Raw genomic sequence first — 24,862 nt, 5'->3', positions numbered from 1 at the left:
CCTGGCCGTTGCGACATCGAACCGCCCTCCGCCGCCGAACAGGGTGGGGTAGAAGGCGAAGCGGTCACCAAACCGGCCAGCACGCCGAGGCAGGACGCGACTGGCATGACGCACCCCTTCCAGTTCCTCGGTGTCCAGCCGCCGGACCAGGCCGGTCTTCACGGACGCACGGCCCGCCGGATGCTGCGGAAGGTGGCGTACGCGTTGGGCAGATCGGTGAACCGGGTCGCCAAGACCTGACCGATCGGCGATGGTCGGCGGCGGGTGCGGACCTCTCAGGTTCTGCCCGCGGAAGCGCCGTCGGGCAGCAGTGTCTGCCAGGCCGCCGCACGGGCCGTGACCGCGCCGGTGCACCGCGCAGCCGCTCGCCCCGTACCCAACGTGGTGCCGGAGACAACCGATCACCCCGGCGCGGCGAACAGACAGTGCCGGGCCTACCGTGGAGGCGTGGTTTCCTCGACGCGTCCGGCAGCCCCGCGATGGGCATTGCTGGCCGCGCTCGTGTTCGGGCTGCTCTGCATGCACAGCCTGGTCGCCCACGACCCGGCGCACGCATCCCCCGCGTCGGTGACGACGGCTGACGCCTCGGGGCAGGCCATGCCGGCGGCGGACTCGCCGTGCTGCCCGGACCACGGCAACTCCCCCGGGCACGATCACGACATGATGCATCTGTGCCTGGCCGTACTGGTCGCACTCGCTGGCTTGGTCATCGGGTGGCTGCTGTGGCGACGAGGACAAACCGAAACCGAACGCCACGACCGGCAGTCGACAGCCGCTCAGCTCAGTCGAGCGCCTCCACACAGATATGTCTCCGGCGATCTCCTCGCCTCCCTGTGTGTCCTGCGGCTGTGACAGGACCAGTGCCGCGCGCCCGAATGTGAAGTGGCGCGCCGCACATCCAGTCCCAGCACGCACGACCACTTGAGAACGTGAGGACCTATCGTGACCAGCAAGAACCTGGTTAGGACGGCACTGGCCGTCCTGGCTCTCGGCGCCGTGCTCACCGCGTGCGGCGGCACCACCACCAGCGGCATGGCGGGCATGACCAGCACGACCGCGTCCGCCACCCAGCAAAGTAATCACAACAACGCCGACGTCGCCTTCGCCCAGCAGATGATCCCGCACCACCAGCAGGCTCTCGCCATGGCCAAGCTGGTGTCCGGCCGGACCACCAACGCCAAGGTCACCGCCCTCGCCGGCCGGATCCAGAAGGCCCAGGACCCCCAGATCCAGCAAATGACCGCCTGGCTGAACCAATGGGGCGCGGCACCGGCGACCACGAGCATGGGCGCTATGCCGGGTATGAGCAGCACGTCGGCCATGCCGGGCATGGGCGACGGCCGGCCGATGCCCGGCATGATGAGCGACGCCGACATGGCCAAGCTGCAGACCGTCAAGGGCGGCGACTTCGACACGATGTGGCTGCAGATGATGGTCCAACACCACCAGGGCGCCATCGACATGGCCAAGACCGAGCTCGCCCAGGGCAGTAGCACCGACGCCAAGACGCTGGCCCAGAAGATCATCGACGGGCAGCAGGCCGAGATCACCGAGATGAAGGGCCTACTCGGCCAGAGCTGATCCTCGCTGGATGGGGTGGGTGCGTCGAGTCCTGACGCACCCACCCCCATCCGCGGATGTGCCGTCGAACCAGTGACCACGTCGTCAACGGGAAGGCCGCAGGCCGGCCGTGGTCACCTTCACGAGTCGGCGTACGGCGGCTTGCGAGGGCAGCCCGCTGGCGGCGCCGAGGGCGTGTAGGCAGTAGGCGGCCAGCTCGGCCGGCTCGATGTCGTCACGGACCTCGCCGGCCGCGGCGGCCTCGGCGAGAAGGCTCGCGGTCACGTCGAGCAGTTGCCGCTGCGCGTGCACCATCTGCTCGCCGTGGTGCAGCAGCGCCGAGATGTCGGGGTTGTGGCGGCCACGGTTGTGGGCGATGAACGCGTAGAACTCCAGCGCCGCGTCGAGCCGCCCCCCGGGCGCGCCCGCCTGGTCCCGGATCTCGGTGAGACGCCGCAGATGGTCGGCGACGTGGCGTTCGTGCCACGCGACCAGGATCGCCTCGACATCGGGAAAGTACTTGTACAGGGTGGCGCGCCCGATGCCGGCCCGTTCGGCGATGCGGGACATCGTCACCGCCGTCAGCCCCTGCTCGGCCACCAGGGCCGCGGCGGTGTCCAGGATCGCCTCCCGCACCGCCGCGCGGTGCGCGTCGACCGTTTCCGTCCACAGCTTCGGCACCCGCCCAGCATACAGACCGCCCATGTCGGGACACACTGTATTGACAGAGACACATTGTCTCGATAACTATCTCCCCATGCCCACCACGCCTCCTCATCGCGGTGTCACGGCGCCCGACGACCGCTACGCCAGCCCGCCGCCCTGGGACATCGGCCGTCCCCAGCCGGCGTTTCTCGCCCTGGCCGAGGCGGGCGCGATCCGCGGCCGGGTGCTCGACGTCGGCTGCGGCACCGGCGAGCACGCGCTGATGGCCGCCGGCCTCGGCCTGGATGCCACCGGCGTCGACCTGGCCGCGAACGCGCTGCGCACCGCCGAGCAGAAGGCGCGCGACCGTGGCCGCTCGGCACGATTCCTGCGCCACGACGCCCGCCGGCTCGGCGAACTGGGCGAGCGGTTCGACACGGTGCTCGACTGCGGGTTGTTCCGCATCTTCGCCGACGCCGACCGTGCGGACTATGTGGACAGTCTTCGGTCGGCGCTGTCGCCGGGCGGCCGGTACTTCATTCTCGGCTTCAGCGAGGAGCAGCCCGGCGACCGGGGACCTCACCGGCTGACGCACTCCGACATCACGGCCGCGTTCACCGACGGGTGGCAGATCGACACCCTGAAACCGGCCACCATCGAGATCACCACCGACTCCGACGGCGTCCGCGCCTGGTTCGCGACCCTCACCCGACGCTGACCACCGGACAAGGACATCGCAATGCCGACCGCCACCGCGCACATCCCGACCGCGCGAGCCGGCCGCTACCTCGGCCAACTCTGCGGACATCTCAACCAGATGGGCCGGATGCGGCACCGAATGCCCCGCGCCCACGACGGCCAGCCGCCCGCCGTGACACACGTGGAGTGGTCAGACACGGCGGGAACGATCCGCTTCGCCGAGGGCACATGCACCCTTCAGGCCACCGCGGACATGTTGACGGTTCGGGCGGAAGCCGACGACGAGGACGCGCTGCGGCGACTCCAGGACGGCATGACTCGGCGGCTGGAAACGATCGGCAGGCGCGACCGGCTCACCGTGCGCTGGCAGTCCGGCACGACGCCCGAAGCCACCACCATGGCTCAGCAGCCTCGGCGGCACGGGCGCACGCTGCTGATCGTCGTGGTCGCCGCGCTGGCCATCGCCGCACATCTCGGGTTGCTCGGCGGCGCGCTGGCGTCCTCGGCGTGGGCGAGTTGGGGTGCCGACGTCGTCCTGGCGATCATCCTGCTGAAGGTCATCGCGGTGGCCGCGCACGTGGCCCTGGGGCGAACGGCCTTTCGTCACCGCCGGGCGATCCGTCGCCGCGGCAACATCCACGACGGGGCGGACAACATCGCCAACCCACGGCCGCAGGCCCCGACCGCGACGGAAGGTGACCGGTGAGGACGCGGCCCTCTGAACCTTGGGCGCAGCCGCGGACAAATCGGCTCCGAACGGTCAGATCGCCACATTTCCGATTCCTCGACACCGGCGCCCGCCGATGCGAACGACCAGCAAAGTGAATATGGCGATAACCGGCCCTCAAAACTTCTACACGGCTGTAGTCGCAGCGGTAGGTCACTCCCACCATACGGAGCAGTGGTCGTCCGACCACACGTCGGTGCCTCTGGTGTGAGGAGTGTCGATGATCAGATGGAAGAGGTGGGTGGCGAGCGTCGCTGTCCTCGGCTTGTCGGTGGTCGGAACCGCGCTGGCCACGGACGCGGACGCCGGCGTCCAGCCCGCGACCGGCGTCGGCTCGTGCACGCTGAAGAACTGGAACCCCAACACTGATCCCGACGACGCCAAGGACCTGCCCGAGGGCGACCGTCCGCAGTCCTACAAGCCCGATGACTACAACTGCGACGGGGCGAGTTTCGCCAAGCCGGGCGTGGAGTTCACGAAGTTCCCGCAGCCCAAGGACTTCCGCGTCACCAATCATCAGACGCAGCGGTCGATCCGTGGCTGTACGTCACTGGTGTGCACCGAAACCGTGCAGCAGCCGACCCAGGCCATCAACCCCACCTCGCCGTATTTCCCGCCGTTCACCCACTTCGTGATCATCGTGCGGGAGAACCACACCTTCGACGACTACCTCGGCGACTGCGCCACCACCATCCAGGCCGGCTGCAACGGCGCGGTGCAGGGCACCAACCACATCAGCCAGGTGCCAGACCTGCACGCGCTGGCCAAGCAGTACTCCTTGATGGACTCCTACAGCACCGGAACCCAACCACCCAGCGGCCCCAACCACTGGTGGCTGTTCTCCGCCCAGTCCGCCTCCAGCTCCCAGCAGCAGTCCTACCCCGCCGGCACCGGCACCGAGTTCGACCGCTTCCTCAACGGCACGAGCGGACCCGCCGGCGAAGGCACCAACCCGTGCACCAGCCAGACCGGGTCGGGCACCGGCACTCCCCCGGTCACCTTCGTCACCAACGGCGACATCTACTGGATGGTCAGCACCGGCAGCGGCTACTGGCGCAACCCCGCCACCGGCAACGCCGAGGTGCTGCCGGCCAACCGCCCCGGCACGAACATCCCCGAGGAACTGCACGCCAACGAGTACGCGTGCAGCGGCCAGAACATCTCCGACACCACCATCGCCAACGACTACCTCAACTACGTCTCCACCAACGGCCTGCCGACCTACTCCTACGTCGAACTGTTCAACGACCACCCCGGCACCTACCAGGACATCGCGACCAACGACGCCGAGACCAACCAGGTCGTGTCCTCGATCATGGGCAACGCGGCCTACAAGGACAACACGCTCATCGCGGTCACCGAGGACGACACGCAGAACGGCAACAACGGCCCCGACCACGTCAGCAACACCTACCGGGTGCCGACCGTCATGATCGCGTCGCCGACCTACATGAAGCAGCACTACATCACGCACGTCGCATACACCACCAGCAACGTGCTCGCGGCGATGGAACGCGTCGCGAACAACGTGCACCCGGGCATCCTCGACCCCAACGACAGCCTCGGCCTGTCCACCTTCCCCATGACCACCGCGGACCAGTCGGCTCTGGGCGATCCGCTGGAAGACCTGTGGTTACAGGGCGCAACACCGCTCTCGGCCACCGCCGCCGCGTCGCCGACAACCGGCAACGCCCCGCTGAGCGTGAACTTCACCGGCTCGGCCACCGGCGGCACCGCCCCCTATTCATACAGCTGGAACTTCGGCGACGGAACAACCAACACCACCCAGAACCCCAGCCACACCTATAACTCCGCCGGCACTTACACCGCGACGCTCACCGTCACCGACAGCGCGTCACCAGCACACACCGCGACCGCCAACGCGACCGTCACGGTCGCCAGCACCGGCAGTCCGCTGACCGCCACCGCCGCGGCATCGCCGACCTCCGGCCAGATCCCCGTCAACGTCGGCTTCACCGGCGCCGCGTCCGGCGGGGCGCCGCCGTACTCGTACAGCTGGAACTTCGGCGACGGAACGACCAGCACAGCCCAGAACCCCAGCCACACCTACAACAACGTCGGCACCTACACCGCGACCCTGACCGTCACCGACAGCGCGTCACCTGCGAAAACCGCCTCGTCCAGCGTCACCATCACCGCCGATCCGGTGGCTGGCACGGCACCGGGCGCGCCGACCGGTCTGACCGCGACCGGCGGCAACGGCCAGGTTTCACTGAACTGGCAGGCGCCGGCCAACAACGGCGGTGTCAACATCACCTCGTACAAGGTGTATCGCGGCACGGCCAGCGGCGGCGAGACGCTGCTGACCAGCGGCGGCTGCGGCAACGTCGGTGTCGTGCTGTCCTGCACGGACACCGGTCTGACCAACGGACAGGTCTACTACTACAAGGTCAGCGCGGTGAACGCGATAGGCGAGGGCGCTCAGAGCGCCGAGGCGTCGGCGACACCGACCGGAAGTTCCTGCCCGCCAACGCAGTTGCTCGGCAATCCCGGCTTCGAGACCGGCACCGCGTCGCCGTGGTCGGCGAGCACCGGTGTGGTGACCAACAACAGCACCGAACCACCGCACAGCGGATCGTGGGACGCCTGGCTGGACGGTTACGGCAAGGCGCACACCGACACCCTGTCGCAGTCGATCACTCTGCCCACCGGGTGCAGCAACTACAACTTCAGTTTCTGGCTGCATGTCGACACGGCCGAGACTGGCAGCACCGCCTATGACAAGCTGACAGTCCAGGTGCTCAACAGCGCGGGCAGCGTGCTGTCCACCCTGCACACGTACTCCAACCTCGATCACAACACCGGCTACGCGCAGCACAGTTTCAGCCTGGCGCCCTACGCCGGGCAGAAGATCACGCTGAAATTCACCGGCACCGAGGACTACGAGTTCCAGACCTCGTTCGTCATCGACGACTCCGCGGTCAGCGTGAGCTGATCACCGTGTGAAGCGGATGTGGCCGACCAGGTCGGCCACATCCGCGCTCAGCTGCGGCGGCCAACTCGGCATGGCAATGCGTTCGCAATTCGATCTTTCGGGCGCCGCCGAGGACCTAGAGAACGCCGTCGCCGAGTACCAGGATCACTACAACAGACATCGACCACACCGATCCCGAGGCCAACTGCCACCCGACGTCCAGGAGCAACCCTGTGCCGTCCAGGACTTCGAGGCCCGCAGGCTGGTACGGACCCGGGTGCTCGCGGGAGTCATCCACGAGTACCGATACGCATCCTGACCTGCAGCGCCGACTTTTCGAGCCCCACAGGGTGCCAGCCAAGTTCCCTGTCCCGGGCGCGACCTCCCGCAGGTGGTCTGTGCTGGTGGAGGCACACCTTCGCTGGCCTCGATGAGAGCGGGCGAACAGGTCATCGACGTCGGTGACCGTGAAGTACCACATCAACTTGTCTCGGCTAAACCTTTGGGAATCCGGCGTAGCCGGCCAAGTTCCTCCTCAGGGAACACAGGAGCGACCATCGCGTGCCTCATGCTAGGGCGGGGTCCTCCGCGGGTCAGCGGCTACGGCAGGCCGCTTGACGTCACCGGCACCGACGCGTCACCGCGACGCTTAAGCCAATTGGCGGTATTCGGTGTTCGGAGCTCCAACTACCCACACCACATTCGGGTTATTCGGAACAGCCCATTGAGTCAGGCCTTTTGAAGGAACACGGTCTTCGCCCGACAGGCCGCGCAAATAGCCTTCTCGCGTCAACCTTAAGCCTCGGAACCGCCGGTGCGGCTCGTCGACGAATTGCGACAGCGAGGGGTTGACCGCCCATTCGGGCTCCGCGTCAATCTGCGACGTGCGGCCGGTCACTGTCCACGGACTTGGCCTGAGACATAACGCGAAAGCGCGCCAGTCATGGTAGTCGCAGCGAAGGGGCGCGGGCGTCACGCTGCAGAAACATACATTTGATTGGTCAAACACATATTCGGGCAACCGTGGCGCACTCTAGCCAGTGACCGACCAATGAAGAGGGCCACATGGATGGCCCCTTGTGTTCGTCATCCTGCGCGCCTATCCCTGAGGATAGCCCCTTACGACAGTATGAGTTGGGGCGTTTTAATGGGGACAGCACTTGGGGGCATGGACGTGTCCATTCGCTGGACACAGACAGGTGTCCAGACCTGAACTGGATGTCTTAATCCAGAGTTCGACGGTATTCGATCAATCGTCGTCCCACTTGCGCATACCCAAACAAGCTGACAAGGACTGGGTTGCACCTATCAGTTTGGGGATTCGACATTCACGCGCGTGGATTTCGATCAGGTGCGACTCCTGGTCCCCGTCGCGGTTCACCTCGACCGTCACCGGCGCGACCTGCCACAACCTCATCACCGGGCCGCCAACGAACCACCAACAGCAAAGAGTGACCATCGCAACCATGCCAGACGGTCGACCGACATGAATTCGGCGTCGCCGCACTGGACATAGGCGTTATTGCCGGAGAAGCAGGTGTCAAGTGTCAGCGTCAACCTGACACAAGGTATTCAATCGACAGGAGAACCTGAATGCGAGTCAATTCACGGCGAAACAGGACAGCCGTCGTGGTGACATGCTGCCTCGCCGGACTGTTCGGCGGGGGCATCGGTGTCGCGCAGGCGTCGCCGCCTGGGGTGATCATGCCCGGTTCGGTCGCGGACGCGGTGACCTCGGCGGGTCCCGCAGTGGGTGACGTGCCGCCAGCGCAGAGCCTGACCGTTCAGTTGTGGCTCAAGGGAAACGAGACCGCAGCGACCGCCTTCGCGGACGCGGTCAGCAACCCGAAGAGTGTGAGCTTCCACAAGTATCTCAGCCCCAGCGCGTACACGGCAAAGTTCGGCGTAAGCGCGGCGAGGGCCAGCGCAGTCTCCTCATGGCTGAGCCAGCAGGGTTTCACCGACATCAAGCCAGACCCGCAGCGCTCATACATTCAGGCGACCGCGCCGACCTCAACCGTGCAGAACGCCTTCCACGTGCAGATGAAGCAGTTCCGCGTCGCTGGCCAGTCGAACCCGGTCTCCTCCAACGACCGCGACATCACCCTGCCCGCGTCGATCGCCGGTGACGTGATCGGCGTCAGCGGCTTGGACAACATCCGGCCCAAGACTGCGCTGGCTACAGTCAAGCCCACCGCGGCGCAGATCAGGGCCAAAGCCGACAACTGCTCCAACTACTACGGCCAGAACGTCCAGACCGGCCTGCCCGCCATCGACGGCAACACCAGCTTCCCTACCTACATCTGCGGCTACAACGGCAGCCAGCTGCGCGCCGCGTACGGCATGGCCGACGCCAACACCGGCACGGGCGTCACCGTCGCCTACATCGAGATCGGTACGCCGTACAAGATGTTCCAGACCCTGACCAAGTGGGCCGCAGCCGGCGGTCTGCCCTCCCCCAAGCCGCAGAACTATTCGGAGCTGTCGCTGGGCGCCGGCAACGCCTGCGGCAACGGTTTCGACATCGAGGAGCAGTTGGACATCGAGTCCAGCTACGCCATGGCGCCCGACCAACATCAATTGCTCGTCGGCGCGGACAGCTGCAACACCCAGACCGGTGGTGTGCAGGGTCTGTTCGACGCGGAAAACGCCGTCCTGGACGGCGACGGCAGCCGGCCACTCGCGTCGGCGACTTCGAACTCCTGGGGACTGGGCCCTGATGGCGTCCCCGTTACGCTGGTCAACGTCATGCACTCGATCCTGTTGCGTGCGGCTGGTGAAGGCGTCGGTATGTACTTCGCGTCCGGTGACAGGCCAGGTGTGGATGTCCCGTCGTCCGACCCGTACGCGACCGCGGTCGGTGGCACCACCCTCGGCCTCGACGCGAAAACCAACCGTCTGTTCGAGACTGGCTGGTCGGACGACGTACACATCGTCAACGGCGACGGTACCTACACCGACCGGGGCATCGGCGCCGCTGCCGGCGGTGGCGCCAGCCTGCTGTGGAAAGAGCCCGACTACCAGAGGAAAGTCGTGCCCGACTCGATGACCTCGCCAGGCGCGGGCAACCAAAGCCCCGGCCCGTCCCGGGTCGTGCCGGACATCGGAGCGCTCGCCGACCCGACCACCGGCATGGCTGTGGCCACCACTGAGCCGGGAAAGAACGGTGGCGCGGACACCTACACCGTCTTCCCAGTGGGAGGCACCAGCCTGTCCACCCCGCTGGTCGCCGGCATCGTGGCAGCCGCCGACCAGGGCCAGCCCGCTAGCTCGGGGTTCATCAACCCGTTGCTGTACTCCCTGGCCGGCAGCAGCGCACTGGCCGATCCGTTGCCCATCACCTCGGCAACACCCGCCGCGTACCAGGGCGTCTACGTCCCGAAGAATGAGGCGGTTCCCGAAGTTCCGCCCACAGTGTGGACCTTCGACGACCAGGACACGGCGTCCACCAATCAGGTCACTGCCGCGGGTTACGACACCATGACCGGTGTCGGCACACCGAACGGCCAGAGCTTCATCACCGCATTGCGCAAGCACTGACACGGCGTTGTTGTCGCGGTGCCGGTTCACCCGAACCGGCACCGCTTCGCGTGCGGTGCTGAGCCGGTGCTCGTGGTGGTCTGGCTGGTGCGGATGGAACGGGAACGGACGTTGACGGACGTGGCGAACATGAACGATCTGGGGGGCGTCTGACAGTTCGCCGAGCACGAGAGGCGAATGCCGCGCGGAGGCAACTGCCGCAGGACGCACCGTAGTAGGAGATTCTTGGGCTCGCCAAGCGCGGCGCGGATCCGGTCCATCCCCCGCGCGGTGTTCACGGTGGTGAGGTGGGCCAGCGGTGGTGCCCGTCTGGCAGCTCCGTCGCCTGACTGAAGTAGAGGATCGTCAACAAGGCGAAGATGATTGCCTGGATCAGACCGACGAACACGTCGAAGAGCTTCCACACCACGTTCGGCGCCCACAGGAAGTAGGGTGGGAACATCATGATCAGGGACACCATCACGGTCCTGCCAAACACGTTGCCTTGCCGAACATTCGCAGGGACAACGAGACCGGCTTGGCGAGCTCCTCGACAATGTTGATCGGAGCGAGGAACGCGACGTGGCTCTCCGCCGACCGGACCAGGTGGCCGCTGGCGCCGCGCCAACGGACGCCGGCGACGTTGAACCACGGGTGAAGTTCACGTCCGAGACAGGCGGCGGATTCAGGTCATGCCGGCCGAACTGCACCGGCAGCACGTCCAGCCAATTGGCGACCAGGACGTCGACGAATAGCGACATCGCCAACGGCGCGACGTACGGCGCGACCTTCAAACCGATGATGCTGTCGACCTGCTGGCGCACTGCGGCGGTGATCGTCTCGAAGAACAGCTGCACGCCGCTGGGCACGCCTGCGGTGATCTCCGCCCGCAGCACCAGCGCCAGGGCGATGAGGACCGCGGCGGTGACGGGGCTGGCCAGCAGCGTGTCGCCATTGGACGTCAGAACAGCTCGAAGCGGAGTACCGAGGATGAAAGGTCGAGGTGATCATGGAGGTTGAGATTGGATCACCAGGCCGGTCTCGGTGACGAACGCGTCGATCAGCGCCGGCCTGTACTGCGTGGACTTCAGCCGGCTCCGTACGATCCCGGCGAGTTGATCGATGCCGCAGGCGGCGAGGTTGCCCATACCGCGTTTGACGTGCGACCACACGCCCTCGGCCGGGTTCAACTCCGGCGCGTAGGACGGCAGTTGAACCACGGTCAGCCAGTCGTGGTCATCGACGAACCGGCGTATCGCGGCGCTGACGTGGTGATTCAGGTTGTCCCAAACCAAGATGAGCGGTGCGCGTAGCTCGGCGTGCACCGCGCACAGCAGCCGCATGTAGTCGGCCTTGCTGGGCTTGATCCGTTTTGACGGCCGAGCAGCACCAGCCAACAGGCCCACAAGCCTGAGGAAGATCAGGTAGACCAGACGCAGCGCCATGGCTGGAGTCATGCCCCGCCTGTCACGTATCCGCTACAGGTTGAATACGTGGGCCGACTTCTGAACCCCACAGGTTGTCTCACAGGTTGTCACCCAAGATCATTCTCAATTCTTGACATTTCTTCAGCGGAGGCCGGGACCCGGCCCATCGGGCGAACTCGTGGCCTGGTTTTTTTGGGGGGCTCCTACTCGTGGTCGAGTGCGTCGAGTTGTCGCTGCACCCGTTCGGCATCGGCAATGCGCCCCTGCTGCCGATACAGCTCCAGGGCTTCCCGCCACACCGTGCGGGCCTGCTCGTGTTGGCCGAGAGCGGCATGCGGGTGCCCCAGGCCATCGAGGGTGTCGGCGGCTTCGTAGGTGTCGCCGAGGCTGCGGAACAGATCGAGGGCGTGCTGGTAGCGGTCGATGGCCTGGCGGTGGTGGCCGGTGTGGTGATCGGTATAGCCCAGGCTGTTCAGGGTGAGCGCCTCGCCCTCGGGGTCGTCGTGGTGGTGCAGGGCGAGGGCAGCCTGGCAATGGGCGCGGGCGGTGTCGTAGTGGCCCAGACAGGCGGCGAACCAGCCCACCCCGTTGAGCGCACGGGCTTCCCACACCGGATTGTTGAGGGCGCGAAAGAGGTCGAGGGCCCGGGTGGCGTGGTCCAGGGCCCGTCGGTCGTCCCCGCGCCGCTCCCACACGACCGCGAGCAGGTGGTGGGTGTGGGCCTGTTCGGTGGAGTCAGGGTGGTGTTCGGCCAGGGCGAGGGCCTGGTGCAGGTGCCCGACCGCTTCCTCGTGCTGCCCCAGTTCGGCGTAGGCGACGCCGAGGCGCCGGTGGGCGAGGGAGCGAGTGGCAGGGTCGCACAGGTGTTCGGCGGCGTCCACCGCAGCCCGGCACACGGCGTACTGGTCGTGGAGGCGTCCCCGCCGGAGGTGGAAGCTGGTCAGGGTCCAGGCCAGCTGCCACACCGCGCCGTGCCAGGCGTGAGTGATGGCGGTCTCTTGGGCGGCCAGCAGGTTGGCGTGTTCAGTGGCGAACCAGGCCATCGCCGCCGGGGCGTCGGGCAAGGGGTGGGGGTGGGTGCCGGGGGCAGGCGGGTCGAGCCGGATGCCCGGTCGGTGGGGATCCAGGAGGCGGTCGGCGGTGTGGGCGGTGTGGATGTAGAAATCGAGGACCCGTCGCAGCGCCGCCTCCCGCACGTCCTCGGGCTGGTCGTGGTGGGCTTGGCCGGCGGCATACAGGCGGACTAGGTCGTGCATCCGGTAGCGGCCCGGGACCTGTTGCTGGATCAGGGAGACCCGCTCCAAGGCCCGCAGCGCGGCCCTGGCCTGGTTGGGCGACAGCGTGGTGAGGCTGGCGGCGGAGGGCAGGCTGATGTCCGGGCCGGGGGCGATGCCCAGCAGCCCAAAGACCCGCGCCTGCTCGGTGGTGAGGGTTCGGTAGGACCAGGACAGCACCGCGGGCAGGCTGGCGGACGGCACGTCCTCATCCAGGGCACCCAGCCGGGTACTGGCATCACGCAACTCGGAGGCCAGCACGGCCAGCGGAAAGTCGGGGTGGGTTTGGGCGCGGCCGGCGAGGATGCTCAGCGCCAACGGTAGCCCTGCGCAGCAGGCCAGCAACTCCGCGGTGGCCTCCGGCTCGCCGGCCAGCCGATCCGCGCCCAGCCGGTACGCGAGCAGGTCACGAGCCGTCGGCTCGTCGAGCACGTCCAGGGGCAGGGGGCGGGCGCCGTGGGTGGAGATCAGACCGGTCAGCTGGTTGCGGCTGGTGACCACCACCGTGCAGGTGGGGCTACCAGGCAACAGCGAGGCGACCTGGGCGGCGTCGACGGCGTTGTCCAGCAGGATCAGCATCCGCTTGCCGGCCACCAGGCTGCGGTACAACGCGGCCTGAGCATCCAGGTCGACCGGCATCGCGCCGGAGTCCACGCCGAGGGCGTCCAGGAGACCGCGCACCGCGGCCTCCGTCGGCATCGGCTCGCCTGTGGGGTCGAAGCCGCGCAGGTTCACGTACAGCTGCCCGTCGGGGAACCGGTCGAGGTGCTGGTGGGCCCAGTGCAGAGCCAGCCCGGTCTTGCCGATCCCACCCGCCCCACCGATGGCGGAGATCACTACCGTCGCCCCCGCCTCTGAGCCGGCGTCCAGGGCTTGGGTGAGCGCGGCCAGCTCGCTGGTACGTCCGGTGAAGCATCGTGGTGGCGCCGGCAACTGGTGCGGCACCGGCGGTCGGCGGTGGCTGGCCGTGCCGTGTGTCGGGCTGGCCAGGTGCGGGTCGGCGGTCAGGACCTGTTGGTACAGCTGTTGTAGTGGCGCGCTGGGATCGGTACCGAGTTCCTCGGCTAGTCGTTGGCGGCTGTGATGGTAGTGCTGCAGGGCGTCGGCCTGCCGGCCGGACCGGTACAGGGCGAGCATCAGTTGGCCGGCCAGGCGTTCATCCAGTGGGTGCTGCGCGGCGCGGGTGGCCAGTGCGGGCAGCAGTTCGGTGTGCCGGCCGCAGCGCAGCGCGGTGTCGGTGTGGTCGAGTTCGGCGGCCCTCCGCTCGGCGTCCAGGGTCGCGCGGAGGCCTGCCAGCCAGGGGGTGTCCAGGTCGGCGAAGGCCTCTGCCCGCCATAGGCCGAGGGCTTGGTCAAACAATGCCAGGGCTTGCTGGTCGTCCGGGCTCGCGCGGGCGCGGGTGACCAGGTGGCGGAAACGGTGCAGGTCCACCGCTGCCTCGTCGACGCTCAGCAGGTAGCCGCCGCCGCAGCGGGTGATCGTCACCCCGGTACCGGCTAGGGTTTTCCGGAGGCGGGACAGGTAGGTGTAGAGCACCTCGCGGTGGCGCTGCGGCGGGTCGTGCCCCCAGACCCGGTCCACCAGCTGCTCGACCGGCATGGGGTGATTGGCTTGCACCAGCAGCGTGACCAGTACGCACCGCTGCTGCGCGGGACCGAGCTCGACGGGGCGGCCGTCGCTGGAGGCCGTCACCGGGCCGAGTACTCGGAACTCCTCCGCCATAGGCGGCTCCCTAGGTGTCATGCAACTCCCGCGTATCCCCGGGCCCTGGTCGTGGGCGCAGCGGTCCTGACCTGCCGCATCAAGGTTCTCGCCAAGGTGTGGTCAGGGGTGTCGGCGCATCGTGGTTCCGGCGGCGGCCCGACTGGCGGAGGGGATCGGTCGGGCCGTGGAAGCCGACACCACGACCGTGGTACGGCACCCACTAAATGCAACGGGGCGCAGGATTCGCATGACACATGATCTCGCACGGCTACTCGCAGTACTCGCTTCGCTCGGTCAGGGATCGCTCGGTGAGGATCCAACCGAGCAAGGCTCTCCTTACTCTGGTGTACCTGGAGTTTCGCCGCATCGGTGGCGACAAGCCGACACCGGCGTCAACACGCCCCCGCGGCTGCCGCGGCGGGCATCCAGCGGTGTATGCGATGTAGTCGAGTCGATGTATGGGGAGAGAGTCCGTCATGGCGAGACCCGAGAAGCCTATTAATGCTTTCGGCCAGCCATCGCGGTGGCTTGAATCGTGGTGACATCAGCGAAGCCGAGGGGACACAAAAGAATGACAGCCACAGACGCGGGTGCCGACACGGTGGCAGCGGCCTCGTCCGCAGCGGAAATCCTGGCCCGCGCAAACGCCATCGCGCCGCTGCTGCGCGAGCACGCGGCCGAGGTCGAGCGCGAGCGGCGTTTGCCGGCAAGCGTGGTCGAAATGTTGCGCACACGATGTGCCAGCACGTCGTCGCGCAGGACCGCATCCTGCAGTCGGCGGGTGCCTATCTGTTGGGCGGCACGCCGTCGTTCGCGCTGTCGCTCGGCATCACCGGGGCGACGGGCCGCGAGAAGAGTTGATTCCGGCCGCCGCGCCTACCGCGGCCCAGTGACGTTCGGCATACAGCCACAAGGATCTCGGCGAGCCAGCCGACCTAACAATCAGGTGGAAATGTGATCAAGCAAGATGTCGATGTTCTGATGATCAGTGCGGGACCGTCGAACCTGGCGCTCGCCGTCGCGATCGAGGAGTCCGGGGTGCCGGAGCTGGCCACGAACACCCTGGTGCTGGAGCAGTGTCCGGACGTCAAGTGGCAGCGAAGCCTGCTCCTGCAGTGGGTGCGCAGCCAGGTGTCGTTCCTCAAGGACCTGGTGACCCTGCGAAACCCGCAGAGCCGGTTCTCGTTCCTGAACTACCTTCACGAGCAGGCGGAACTGGACGCGAACCTGGTCAGCTCCGCCATCAACTTCCGCGCCGATCCGAGCGCCGCGCTCGACGCGCTGCCGCTGGACCGGATCGCGTACGTGCACGTAGCCGGCGGCGAGTTACGGGACGGGGTGTGGCACGACACGCACACCGCGCCGGTGCCCGAACCCATCCTGGCGCTGCTGACCGAACTCGCCCACCGAACGTCGCTGCCCGCCGTGATGCTGGAGCGCGACGGCAACTATCCCACCGCCGCAACGCTTTCCGCCGAACTGGCCACCATCAGAACCGCCGCCGGCCGAGAGCCACCCAACACCGGTCCGCCCGCGGCCCTACCGCGCAACCTGGTCCGCCTCCCGTCGCGGCCGGAGCCGTCCGTCGCGCCGGCTGTTCGGTCGGAACTGGCGGCGATGCAGGCCCGGCTGGCCGAAGCGTTGGTAGGGCTGACCGAGCCGCCGCCGGACTTCGACGCCCACCGAGTCGGTGTCGCCCGATCCGCGTTGGGCCGCAAGCGATCTCGCGCAGTCGCCCGCCATGCGCCCGCCCTCGCCGCCAAGCTCGGCGATCGCCTCGGCCCGCTGTTCGCCGACTGCGCCGAATCCTGGCCCAAACCACCCGGCGGCGCGTCCGCCAACGTCGCCGCCTTCGTCTCCTACCTCGGAACGTCGCTCAAGACGTGGTGATGGCGCCGACCATGCGGGCGGGGCGGCGACGAGCGAGCGGTGGCCGGCGCAGCGGGTCGACGACGTGCGGGAATGGACCACGCAGAACGGGCCGTTGCATTGACCGGGTGAATAGAAATACGGTGAACCCGCCAGCATGCTGATGCCCCTAAGGGCGTATTCCATCGCGAACGGTGTCGAGACGTTCCCGCCTGGATCAGAATCAGACGATGACATTCCTGTTGTGTGCCGGCGCCGCTGCGGTCATGCTCACGGGCACGGCGGCCGTCTCCAGACCCTCAGGCAGGCCGACCGACACCATCGCCCAGCCACGCGCCATGGCGCTGCGCATTGCGACGGGCCGCTGAGGGTTGCTGGCACCGGCACTGCCCGGCCCGCCGCACCCATCGGTGCCGGCATCATCGGGAATCCATTCCGTCGACGGCGGAAACTGCGGGCCGGCTCGAATTCACCGACTTCGATCAGCCGATCGTGCCGTGGGGGCAGAGGAGCACGAATGTCGCATGGTGTGATCCCCACCCAGTTCGTGGCCAGGGATCGGGAAAAGGAGCGTGCGTCAGCCGCCGTGGTGAGCGGACGGGGGGCGGCGATTGTCGGCCCGACCGGCGTGGGTAAGACGGCATTGTTGACCGCCATAGCCGACCGGCTCGACCCGACGCGCTACGCCGTGATCCGCATGGTGGCCACGGAAGCTGGCCGCGAGCTGCCGTTCGGCGTCTTCGGCGCCATGTTCGACGGCGACGGCCGACCGGACCGGCTGTTGCCGGAGCTCGTCCGGCGGGCCGGCACGCGGACGCCAGTGCTGGTTGTCGACGACGCGCATCACCTCGACAACTGGTCGGCGACGAAGGCACTGACGCTGGCAAGCCACCCGGGCGTGCGGCTGCTGGTCACCGCCCGGCTGGACGCGGCGATGCCGGATGCCGTCGTGGCGCTGTGGAAGGACGGCTACCTCCGCCGGCTGGACCTGTCCGCGTTCGACGTCGGCGGCACCGCCGAACTGGCGGGCGGGATGGTCGGCGGCGAGGTGGCCATGCCGACGGTGCAGCTGCTGCACCAGTGGACCGGCGGCAACCCGCTGTACCTGACCGAGCTCATACGATTCGCCGAATCGACCGGGCGACTGGTGCAGCGGGACGGCCTGTGGTGGTGGCGCGGCCCGTTGGCCGTGCCGCCCCGGTTGGTCGAGCTGTTCGACCGGCGCCTGCGCGAGGTGCCCGACGGGCAGACCGACGCGCTGGACGCGGTAGCGCTGGGCGAGCCGCTTTCCCTGACAGCGCTGGAGAGCATGGCCTCCGACGGGGTAGAGGCGTTGGACGACAAGGGCATGCTGCACACAACCGATCTGAACGGGGAGATCGTGGTGCGGCTGGAGCAACCACTGTTCGCGGCGTTGCTCCGCAGCCGCCTTCCCCGGCTACGCCGCCGGCGACTGGCCGCGCACCTGCTCGCGGTGACCGACCCGGCCGCGGTCGACCTGGTGACCAGGGCGCGCTGGCAACTGGACGCCGGCGGCCCGGTCGACACCCGGCTGCTCATCCACGCCGCCGACGCGAGCTACCAGGACGATCCGGAGCTGGCCCAACGGCTCGCTCGGCGCGCCATGGAGAACTCCGACGCCGCCGCCGTGCCACTCGCCAATGCGCTGGTGGAACTGGGCGATCCGGCCGGGGCCCGGCAGATGCTCGAGCAGGCGCGTGACGCGGCGGGCACTCAGGGCGGCCGGCTTCGCGTCAGTCTCGCCCTGGCCGCGCACCGATGCTGGGTGGACCGCGATCCAGCCGGCGCACACCAGGACCTGACAAGCCTGCGCGCCGTGACAAGAGCTCGCGCGGGTCGGGCCGCGCTGGATGGGCTCGACGCGCTAGTGCTGCTGTTCGGGAGGCACACCACGCACGCGCTGCGACGCGCCGAGCAGGTGCTGACCGGTTCGCCCGAGTCCGTGCCGGCCAGGCTGGCGCTGGGCGCCGCCCTCGCCCTGACCGGACAGACCACTGCCGCACGGGCGACCTTGGCCCAGCTTGGGACGCAACAGCGCTCCCAGGTGGCTTACGCGACCGGCGCGGCCGCTGCCGTGCTCGGCTTCATCGACCAGTGGCGCGACCACGACGCGCCGATACCGCACAGCGCACCGGGATCCGGCCAGCTGCCGGTCGGGATGCGGACCGCCGGGCGTCCGCTGTTCGACTGGCCGTTGCTCGCCGGCCACCAGCGGTGGCTCAGTGGCGACCGCGCGGGCGCCATCGCCCGGCTCCGCGAGGCGGTGGTCCAACAGTCCGGCGGGCAGCGCCTGTTCCATACCGAGGCCCGATGCTGGCTGGCCATCTGCCTCGCCGAGTACGGTGAACCGGATGCGGCCGCGCAGGTGCTCGGCACCGGCCGGCCCGATCGCGTCGCCGTCATTCCCGGCCTGACCTTCCGTGCCGCGGCGGCGATCGCGGTCGCCCGCGGCCAGCGGGAGGCCGCGTTGACGGCGATCGAGGACGCGACCCGCGACGCAAGGGAAGCCGGCTGCCTGGCGATCGAGGCGGAGTACTTGGCCTACACCATGGAACTCACCCGCCACCGGGCGCCGAGCCATGTGACCAACCGGCTCGCCACCGTCACTCGTGGCATCGACGCGGCCCGCCTCGTCGCGGTCGCCGAGGCCGCCTTGTCGTTGCACCGCGGCGATGCGGCGGAACTGATCGACCACGCGACCCGGCTCGACGCGCTCGACCTGCCCTGGCGGGCCTGGCAGCTGGTCGACCCGGCCGCACCGTCCGCGCCGGACGGTCCTCGGGCGGCAGCGCTGGTCAGCCGCCTGCGACGGCGGATCGCGGCGCCGGCCGCGGCGCCAGCCGAGCTCACCGCGCGGGAAATCGAGGTCGCCTCACTGGCCGGCAGCGGACTGACCGACCGGGAGATCTCCCGCCGCCTGAACATCTCCGTCCGCACCGTGCAGAGCCACTTGTCGCGGATCTACCACAAGATCGGAGTGCATTCCCGCCGCGACCTCCCCTTCGGCCGCTGACGTGTACGCCGCGGCATGCAGCGCGTACATGTGCGCGTACCGACCGTCCCGGGCGATGAGCTCGGCGTGCGTCCCGACTTCGACGAGCTCGCCCTTGTCCAGCAACACGATCAGGTCCGCCTCGCGCACGGTGGTGAATCGGTGCGACACGATCACCGTGATCACTGCTCGGGTCGGGCCGGCCGCGAGCAGCCGGCGCAACAGCTCGGCCTCACTGTCCGGATCGAGGCTGGCCGCGGGCTCGTCGAGCAGCACGAGCGCGGGTTCGGTCCGCATCCGCGCTCGGGCCAGCGCCAGCTTCTGCCACTGACCGGCGGACAGATCGGTGCCACCCGGCAGGGTCCGCCCGAGCTGAGTGTCCACACCGGACGGGAGGCCGGCGACGACGTCGGCTGCGCCGGCCGCGGCAAGGGCGCCGGCCACCGCGTCCGGGTCGCCCAGCTTGGTGAGGTCGCCGACACCCACCGTCTCGCCGGCCGAGAACTCGAAGCGGCAGAAGTCCTGGAAGCACGCGGCGATGTCGCGCCGCCACAGCTGCGGCGGGGTGTCGGCCAGATTCCGGCCGGCAAGGGTGATCGAGCCGGACGACGGCGGGTACAGGCCGGCGAGCAGTGCGACCAGGGTGGACTTTCCGGCGCCGTTGTCGCCTACCACCGCGACCGTGGAGCCGGCCGGCAGCCTCAGGTCGATAGGCCCCAACGCGGGTACCGGCCGACCGGGGTAGCTGAAGCTGACCCCGTGCAGCACGAGATCACCCCGGCTGGGACGGTCCGTTTCCCTGCTTTCGTCGGCATCCTCGGCGTACCGCACCAGCCGCAGGTAGAGCCCGATGGTGTCCAGCGTGCGCCGAAGCCAGCCGAACAGCCAACCCAAACCCGTGGTGGCGATGACGAGCCGGGTGCCGAGCAGCACGACGAGCACCGCCTGCCCCGCGGACGCGGTGCCGTCGATCACCGCTCGGGCCACCAGGAACAGTCCGCTGACCAGGCCGATGCTGTACAGCAGCCAGCCGGCCGCGACGGCGAGCGCACCCTTCAGCCGCGCCGCCTCCCTCGGCCCACTCGCCGCGGCGAACGCGGCCCGATGCCGGGCGCCGATCTCGCCGGACAGCCGGTACAGCCGCAACTCTCGGGCGGCGGCCGGATCGGTCGCGAGCGAGAACATCGACCGGCGCAGCCGGTCGGTCTCGGCGCCGGCCTGCTCGGCCGTGCTGACCAGCCGCGACTGCCACCGGATGGCGAAGGCGAGCGGCACGACGAACAGCGGCAGCAGCGCGAGCACCGGGTTCGCCAGCGCCAGCAGCCCCGCGGACCCGACGAACCTGGCCATCAGGTTGACGTTCTCGACGAACGCGGACAGCGCGCCGCCGAGCTGACCGCGCCGCTGCCGGACCAGTTCGGCGGCATCGAGGAACTCCGCGTCCTGAAAGTGATCGATGTGCGCCCGGCCGGCGCAGACGGTGATCAGCCGCCGGTCGAACTCCAGCGCGACCCGCTGCTCGAGCACCAGCCGCAGGTCCGTGGCAACGCTGGTGATCTGGTGCGCCGCAATGGTGATCACCACGAGCAGCAACGCGCCGGCGACCGCCTGGCCGAGCTGTCTCCCGGTGGCGCCGTCGACCATCCACTGAATGCCGATGGGCTGCCCGCCCGCGAGGATGTTGATCAGCGGCGTCAGCGTGAGCACCAGCACCGCGCGCGGCGGATCCACCCGAATCGCGGTGCCCACCAGTACCCGGACGGCGGCGAGGCTAGTGCGCACGGCGGGTTCCTCCCTTCGCGGCGAACGGCTCGGACTGGATGCGGAACATCCGCGCGTACCGGCCGCCCGCGGCCAGCAGTTCCTCGTGGGTGCCGTACTCGCTGATCCGTCCCGATCGCACGACGGCGATCCGATCGGCGAGGCGGACGGTGGCGAAGCGGTGGGACACCAGGATCGTGGTGATGCCTGCGGTGATCTCCAGGAATCGGGCGTACAGGTCGTGCTCGGCCTGGACATCCAGGTGCGCGGTCGGCTCGTCGAGAACGAGCACCTGGGCGCCTTGGCGCACAGCGAACAGCGCGCGGCTCAACGCGAGCCGCTGCCACTGCCCACCGGACAGCTCCGTGCCGTCGGTGTATTCGGCGCTGAGCCGAGCGTCCCAGCCGTCGGCCAGGTCGGCCTCCACGCCGAGGAAGCCACCGAGTCGAGCCGCCTCGGCCACCCGCTCGTCGGTGGGCGGCGCCTCGACGCGGCCGAAACCGATGTTGTCCCGGATCGAGAACGGATAGTGCACGAAGTCCTGGAACACCATGGCGAGCTGCCGCCGCCAGGAGGCCGGCTCGTAGTCGCCGAGCGGATATCCGTCGACCAGGACCTGGCCGCTGTCCGGTGTGTACAGTCCGGCCAGCAGCTTGGTGATCGTGCTCTTGCCGGCGCCGTTGTCGCCGACGATGGCCAGCGACGACCCCGCCGGTATCACCAGATCAAGCCCGTCGAGCACCGCGGGCCGGTCGCCGGGATAGGCGAACCGCACCCGCTCGAACCGGATCTCGGCGCGGGGCGATCCCTCGGCGTCGCGCGAGCCGCCGGTCGCCGCCACGCCGAGTCCGGAGACCGCCACCGCAGCGGGCACGGAGGCGCTCGAGATGTGCAGCATCCAGACCAGGTCGCCGGTGTACCCGAACGCCCACAACCCCAGCATCGCCTGCAACGCCTCGGCGAGCTGGTCGGCCGGCAGGTCGCCGTGGGCCGCGGCGAAGCCCAGCGGCAGCAGCACAGCCGCGTGGGCGATCAGCACCAGCAGGATCGCGATGCTGTGCAGGCGCCAGTTCGTCGTGGCCCGGCGCAGCTGGACCATGCCGTCCCACCACGCGGCGGTGAACCGTTCCAGGATCCACGAGTGCATCCCGAACAGCCGCACCTCCTTGGCCGCCGGCGCGGTGACCGCCAGGTCGCGCAGGTAGGCCGCGCGCCGGAGCTCAGCGGTCTGCGCGCCGTGCGCGGACACCGAGCGCTCGACCTCACGCTGCTGCCAGTGTCCGGTGATCGCCCAGGCCGCACCGAGCACCACCGACATCCACCAGTGCCCGGCGACGGCAAGAACCACACCGGACCCGACCGCACCCAACCGCAGCGGCACGAGCCCCGCCAGTGCGATCACCGCCTGCCCTGGTGGGTATCCGCCGAGCCCGATCGCGCGGGCGCGCTCGATCTGATCGGCCACCGCGGAGTCGTCCAGGTGCGCGACGCCGGCCGGGCGCATCGCGCCCTCCACCGTCCGCTGGGTCATCGCGCCGTCGACGGCGGTGCCCAATCGGGCGGACGTCATCGCCCGGATGGGATCGAACACGACGTCGGACAGCAGCACGCAGGAGAATAACGTGAGGCCGAGCAGCACGCCCGGCATCGCGGACGGCCCACCGCCGGTCAGCGCGGCCACAAGCTGCCCGGCGGCCAGCGGGAGCAGCACGCTCGCGGCGACCTGCACGGCGATGAGCATGATCAGCGCAGCCGTGAGGCCGCCGGATATCCGCGGCAACTGCCGGACGAGCGTCAACACCGCACTGCCACTGCTTGTTGCCATGCTCCACCCGTTTCATCGACTCGGACTGTCCACAGACGACACGGTGGTCGCCTCGCTGTCGGAGGCGACCACCGTGTCACCGGTTGTCGATCAGCGGGTGCCGCCGAGGGTCGTCGGAGGGAAAGCCATGATGTCTCACCACCTTTCGTCCGTGGCGCTGAACAGCACGCCCGTTTCGAAGCTAGGCCGCCGCGGGCCACCGGACATCGGTACCGCACTACCCAAAGCCCGACGGGAATACCTAGCCGACCGCCGCAACGCCGTCCCGCGCGGTGCGTACCGAGCGCGGACTTTGCGTACCCGCATACCGACGCACGCGCGGCGTGCTGTTCTTACCGTGCGTGTCATGGAACTCATCGATGGTCCGAACGTCATGGTCTGGGACATGACCTACGCATGTCCCTTGCGCTGCACCCATTGCTTCACCGAGTCGGGGCGACGCGCTCCGCAGGTCATCGGTCGCGACGACGCGCTCCGCATCACCGATGCGATCATTTCCCTCCAGCCGCACATGATCTCGCTGTGCGGCGGCGAACCGACCGCGCTGCGACACCTCGCCGAGGTCGCCGAGCGGTTCGCCGAGGGTGGGGTGAACGTGTTCGTCTACACCAGCGGCTGGAACCTCCAGCCAACGCTGCTCTCCGCTCTCGCCGACGTGGTCACCAAGATCGTCGTCAGCGTCGACGGCCCGAATCCGGCGGTGCACGACGCCATCCGCGGCCGGGCTGGGTCCTTCGACCGCGCGATGAAATCCCTCGCGATGATCGACGCCGAGGCCGGACGCCGCGTCGACGCCGGCGAGAAGCCCCTGCGGTTCGGCATCGACTGCGTCGTCATCCGCAGCAACGTCGACCACCTCGAGGAGTTCTGCACCGAGGTGGCCCCCCGGTTCCCGCACCTCGAGTCGCTGCAATTCGGCGCCGTCATTCCCTCCGGCCTGGCCAGCACGGAGTCGTTCGTCGAGCACGAGCTCCCCAGCGACGACCAGGTCGCCGAGCTGGTCTCGGATGAGATGCGCAGCCGCCTACAGCACGCCGCCCCGGCCACCGTCGAGGTCGAAACCACCGAGAACTTCGGCGTCCAGATCCATCCGACCTTCATCTCCGAGACCCCGAGCTACCGTCCGCTCGAGATCGAGCCCGACGGCGGCGTCCGGGCCATGCCCGTCTACGAGGGCATCGTCGGAAACTTGCTCGAGGAGGACGCGGCCGTCCTCTGGCGGCGGGCCCGCGCCCGCTGGGACGATCCCTTCGTGCTCGACACCCTCAGGAGCATCCACACCCGTCGGGACTGGGCCGTCGCGACTCGTGCCATCGACTACCACTTCGGTTCCGACGAGGACCGCGCCCGGATCGACAAGCGCCCGCCGCACACCCCGCTGCCGGTCGTCGCCGCGAGCTAGTGGCTCGTATCGCTTCACCGGTCCGGTAATTGCCCTTCGCCGCGCCCGCTGGCGGTCCAGTCCACCGAGGACGAACACACCAGGGCCGTCCCGCGCACCCGGCGCGAACGACCAGCGGGCCGGCGCGGGACGAGCGCGGACACAGCTCGCTACCCGAGGACGTGCCGTCAGCTTGTCCCTTCCTACGCGGTCGGTTCCCGACGGGTAGGCATGGTCCCGGGCGCCGGCCGGCACTCGGCCAGCAGTGCGCGTACGACGTCGGCGTCGGGTGGTGGAGGCCTTCGAGGATAGGCACGCTTGGCGATTGCGCAGTAGGCACCTGGCGACGGATGCCCCACAGCCCGCTGTGACGCCAGCGGCACATCTCCATGCCGGGCGACGGCGTCGCCTCCTCCTCGCCCATCACCCAGGCCGCGCAAGCTCAGTCATCCGCCACAGCGCGTCCCGCTTGAATGGTCCGCGTGGACTGGAGTCTTGCATCGATGGTGATGAAGCACTACCC

The 24,862-nt window shown here is 68.7% G+C and carries 18 protein-coding genes and 2 pseudogenes; 13 read left to right on the top strand and 7 right to left on the bottom strand.

Features of this window, described 5'->3' with window-relative positions:
* Positions 1–105: 105 nt before the first annotated feature.
* From BCF44_RS58595 to BCF44_RS22755, 3 genes are all read left to right on the top strand, one after another.
* Positions 106–240 (top strand): hypothetical protein, encoded by a 135-nt coding sequence (locus tag BCF44_RS58595; protein ID WP_281283145.1) that lies wholly within the window; start codon positions 106–108, stop codon positions 238–240.
* Positions 241–447: 207 nt separating this feature from the next.
* Positions 448–852, top strand: coding sequence for a DUF6153 family protein (locus BCF44_RS22760; protein WP_147328594.1), 405 nt, complete (start codon positions 448–450; stop codon positions 850–852).
* A 90-nt stretch (positions 853–942) separates the two neighbouring features.
* The gene (locus BCF44_RS22755; protein WP_246015419.1) at positions 943–1,581 is read left to right on the top strand and encodes a DUF305 domain-containing protein; all 639 of its coding nucleotides are present in this window, start codon (positions 943–945) and stop codon (positions 1,579–1,581) included.
* 84 nt (positions 1,582–1,665) lie between these two features.
* Here the strand turns inward: BCF44_RS22755 and BCF44_RS22750 are convergent, their stop codons facing one another.
* Complete coding sequence (locus BCF44_RS22750) at positions 1,666–2,241, bottom strand: TetR/AcrR family transcriptional regulator (protein WP_116176474.1); 576 nt, start codon at positions 2,239–2,241, stop codon at positions 1,666–1,668.
* Positions 2,242–2,317: 76 nt separating this feature from the next.
* Here BCF44_RS22750 and BCF44_RS22745 point away from each other — a divergent pair, with 76 nt between their 5' ends.
* The 5 genes from BCF44_RS22745 to BCF44_RS22720 all read left to right on the top strand — a co-directional run bounded on the left by BCF44_RS22745 (position 2,318) and on the right by BCF44_RS22720 (position 10,106).
* Positions 2,318–2,923 (top strand): class I SAM-dependent methyltransferase, encoded by a 606-nt coding sequence (locus tag BCF44_RS22745; RefSeq protein WP_116176352.1) that lies wholly within the window; start codon positions 2,318–2,320, stop codon positions 2,921–2,923.
* Between the two features lie 21 nt (positions 2,924–2,944).
* A complete protein-coding gene (locus BCF44_RS22740; protein WP_116176351.1) occupies positions 2,945–3,610 on the top strand; it encodes a DUF2218 domain-containing protein in 666 nt (221 codons plus the stop codon).
* Between the two features lie 241 nt (positions 3,611–3,851).
* Complete coding sequence (locus tag BCF44_RS58590) at positions 3,852–6,587, top strand: PKD domain-containing protein (RefSeq protein WP_116176350.1); 2,736 nt, start codon at positions 3,852–3,854, stop codon at positions 6,585–6,587.
* A 16-nt stretch (positions 6,588–6,603) separates the two neighbouring features.
* Entirely contained in the window at positions 6,604–6,885 is a 282-nt protein-coding gene (locus tag BCF44_RS57715) for an integrase core domain-containing protein (RefSeq protein WP_116176473.1), read from the top strand.
* A gap of 1,385 nt (positions 6,886–8,270) precedes the next feature.
* Positions 8,271–10,106, top strand: a complete 1,836-nt coding sequence (locus BCF44_RS22720; protein WP_170217688.1) for a S53 family peptidase — start codon at positions 8,271–8,273, stop codon at positions 10,104–10,106.
* A 274-nt stretch (positions 10,107–10,380) separates the two neighbouring features.
* On the opposite strand, the gene BCF44_RS56745 is transcribed toward BCF44_RS22720, so the two are convergent.
* From BCF44_RS56745 to BCF44_RS22705, 4 genes and pseudogenes are all read right to left on the bottom strand, one after another.
* Positions 10,381–10,584, bottom strand: a complete 204-nt coding sequence (locus BCF44_RS56745) for a hypothetical protein (protein WP_281283144.1) — start codon at positions 10,582–10,584, stop codon at positions 10,381–10,383.
* A 214-nt stretch (positions 10,585–10,798) separates the two neighbouring features.
* A pseudogene (locus BCF44_RS59250) lies at positions 10,799–10,954 on the bottom strand (F0F1 ATP synthase subunit A); the annotation flags it as partial.
* A 138-nt stretch (positions 10,955–11,092) separates the two neighbouring features.
* Positions 11,093–11,530 carry a transposase gene (locus BCF44_RS22710; RefSeq protein ID WP_116176347.1) on the bottom strand — a complete coding sequence of 146 codons (438 nt, stop codon included), beginning with the start codon at positions 11,528–11,530 and terminating at the stop codon, positions 11,093–11,095.
* 185 nt (positions 11,531–11,715) lie between these two features.
* Positions 11,716–14,508: an AfsR/SARP family transcriptional regulator gene (locus BCF44_RS22705; protein ID WP_116176346.1), complete on the bottom strand. Its 2,793-nt coding sequence runs from the start codon at positions 14,506–14,508 to the stop codon at positions 11,716–11,718.
* Between the two features lie 717 nt (positions 14,509–15,225).
* Between BCF44_RS22705 and BCF44_RS58585 the strand changes: the two genes are divergently transcribed.
* The 4 genes from BCF44_RS58585 to BCF44_RS22690 all read left to right on the top strand — a co-directional run bounded on the left by BCF44_RS58585 (position 15,226) and on the right by BCF44_RS22690 (position 19,393).
* Positions 15,226–15,351: a hypothetical protein gene (locus tag BCF44_RS58585; RefSeq protein WP_281283143.1), complete on the top strand. Its 126-nt coding sequence runs from the start codon at positions 15,226–15,228 to the stop codon at positions 15,349–15,351.
* Positions 15,352–15,444: 93 nt separating this feature from the next.
* Positions 15,445–16,380: a multinuclear nonheme iron-dependent oxidase gene (locus tag BCF44_RS22695; protein WP_170217687.1), complete on the top strand. Its 936-nt coding sequence runs from the start codon at positions 15,445–15,447 to the stop codon at positions 16,378–16,380.
* A 209-nt stretch (positions 16,381–16,589) separates the two neighbouring features.
* A complete protein-coding gene (locus BCF44_RS55600; RefSeq protein ID WP_170217686.1) occupies positions 16,590–16,727 on the top strand; it encodes a hypothetical protein in 138 nt (45 codons plus the stop codon).
* A gap of 149 nt (positions 16,728–16,876) precedes the next feature.
* Complete coding sequence (locus tag BCF44_RS22690; protein ID WP_170217685.1) at positions 16,877–19,393, top strand: LuxR C-terminal-related transcriptional regulator; 2,517 nt, start codon at positions 16,877–16,879, stop codon at positions 19,391–19,393.
* A gap of 246 nt (positions 19,394–19,639) precedes the next feature.
* Here BCF44_RS22690 and BCF44_RS57705 read toward each other — a convergent pair.
* Together BCF44_RS57705 and BCF44_RS22680 are read right to left on the bottom strand one after the other, a co-directional pair.
* Positions 19,640–20,557: pseudogene (locus BCF44_RS57705) on the bottom strand (ATP-binding cassette domain-containing protein); the annotation flags it as partial.
* Between the two features lie 586 nt (positions 20,558–21,143).
* Positions 21,144–22,958 (bottom strand): ABC transporter ATP-binding protein, encoded by a 1,815-nt coding sequence (locus BCF44_RS22680; RefSeq protein ID WP_147328593.1) that lies wholly within the window; start codon positions 22,956–22,958, stop codon positions 21,144–21,146.
* A gap of 346 nt (positions 22,959–23,304) precedes the next feature.
* Between BCF44_RS22680 and BCF44_RS22675 the strand changes: the two genes are divergently transcribed.
* On the top strand, positions 23,305–24,360 hold the full coding sequence (locus BCF44_RS22675; protein WP_116176341.1) for a radical SAM protein: 1,056 nt from the start codon (positions 23,305–23,307) through the stop codon (positions 24,358–24,360).
* Positions 24,361–24,862 lie beyond the last annotated feature (502 nt).

Source organism: Kutzneria buriramensis, from assembly GCF_003387475.1.
GTDB classification, from domain to species: domain Bacteria; phylum Actinomycetota; class Actinomycetes; order Mycobacteriales; family Pseudonocardiaceae; genus Kutzneria; species Kutzneria buriramensis.
This window is presented reverse-complemented; position numbering and strand designations above follow the sequence as displayed.

Excerpts from the sequence above, each read along its gene's own strand:
- BCF44_RS22705 (WP_116176346.1), bottom strand. The coding sequence starts at position 14,508 with ATGGCGGAGGAGTTCCGAGTACTCGGCCCGGTGACGGCCTCCAGCGAC.
- BCF44_RS22745 (WP_116176352.1), top strand. The coding sequence starts at position 2,318 with ATGCCCACCACGCCTCCTCATCGCGGTGTCACGGCGCCCGACGACCGC.
- BCF44_RS22720 (WP_170217688.1), top strand. The coding sequence starts at position 8,271 with ATGCCCGGTTCGGTCGCGGACGCGGTGACCTCGGCGGGTCCCGCAGTG.
- BCF44_RS58595 (WP_281283145.1), top strand. The coding sequence starts at position 106 with ATGACGCACCCCTTCCAGTTCCTCGGTGTCCAGCCGCCGGACCAGGCC.
- BCF44_RS58585 (WP_281283143.1), top strand. The coding sequence starts at position 15,226 with ATGTGCCAGCACGTCGTCGCGCAGGACCGCATCCTGCAGTCGGCGGGT.
- BCF44_RS58590 (WP_116176350.1), top strand. The coding sequence starts at position 3,852 with ATGATCAGATGGAAGAGGTGGGTGGCGAGCGTCGCTGTCCTCGGCTTG.
- BCF44_RS22680 (WP_147328593.1), bottom strand. The coding sequence starts at position 22,958 with ATGGCAACAAGCAGTGGCAGTGCGGTGTTGACGCTCGTCCGGCAGTTG.
- BCF44_RS55600 (WP_170217686.1), top strand. The coding sequence starts at position 16,590 with ATGACATTCCTGTTGTGTGCCGGCGCCGCTGCGGTCATGCTCACGGGC.
- BCF44_RS22690 (WP_170217685.1), top strand. The coding sequence starts at position 16,877 with ATGTCGCATGGTGTGATCCCCACCCAGTTCGTGGCCAGGGATCGGGAA.
- BCF44_RS57715 (WP_116176473.1), top strand. The coding sequence starts at position 6,604 with ATGTGGCCGACCAGGTCGGCCACATCCGCGCTCAGCTGCGGCGGCCAA.
- BCF44_RS22710 (WP_116176347.1), bottom strand. The coding sequence starts at position 11,530 with ATGGCGCTGCGTCTGGTCTACCTGATCTTCCTCAGGCTTGTGGGCCTG.
- BCF44_RS22675 (WP_116176341.1), top strand. The coding sequence starts at position 23,305 with ATGGAACTCATCGATGGTCCGAACGTCATGGTCTGGGACATGACCTAC.
- BCF44_RS22740 (WP_116176351.1), top strand. The coding sequence starts at position 2,945 with ATGCCGACCGCCACCGCGCACATCCCGACCGCGCGAGCCGGCCGCTAC.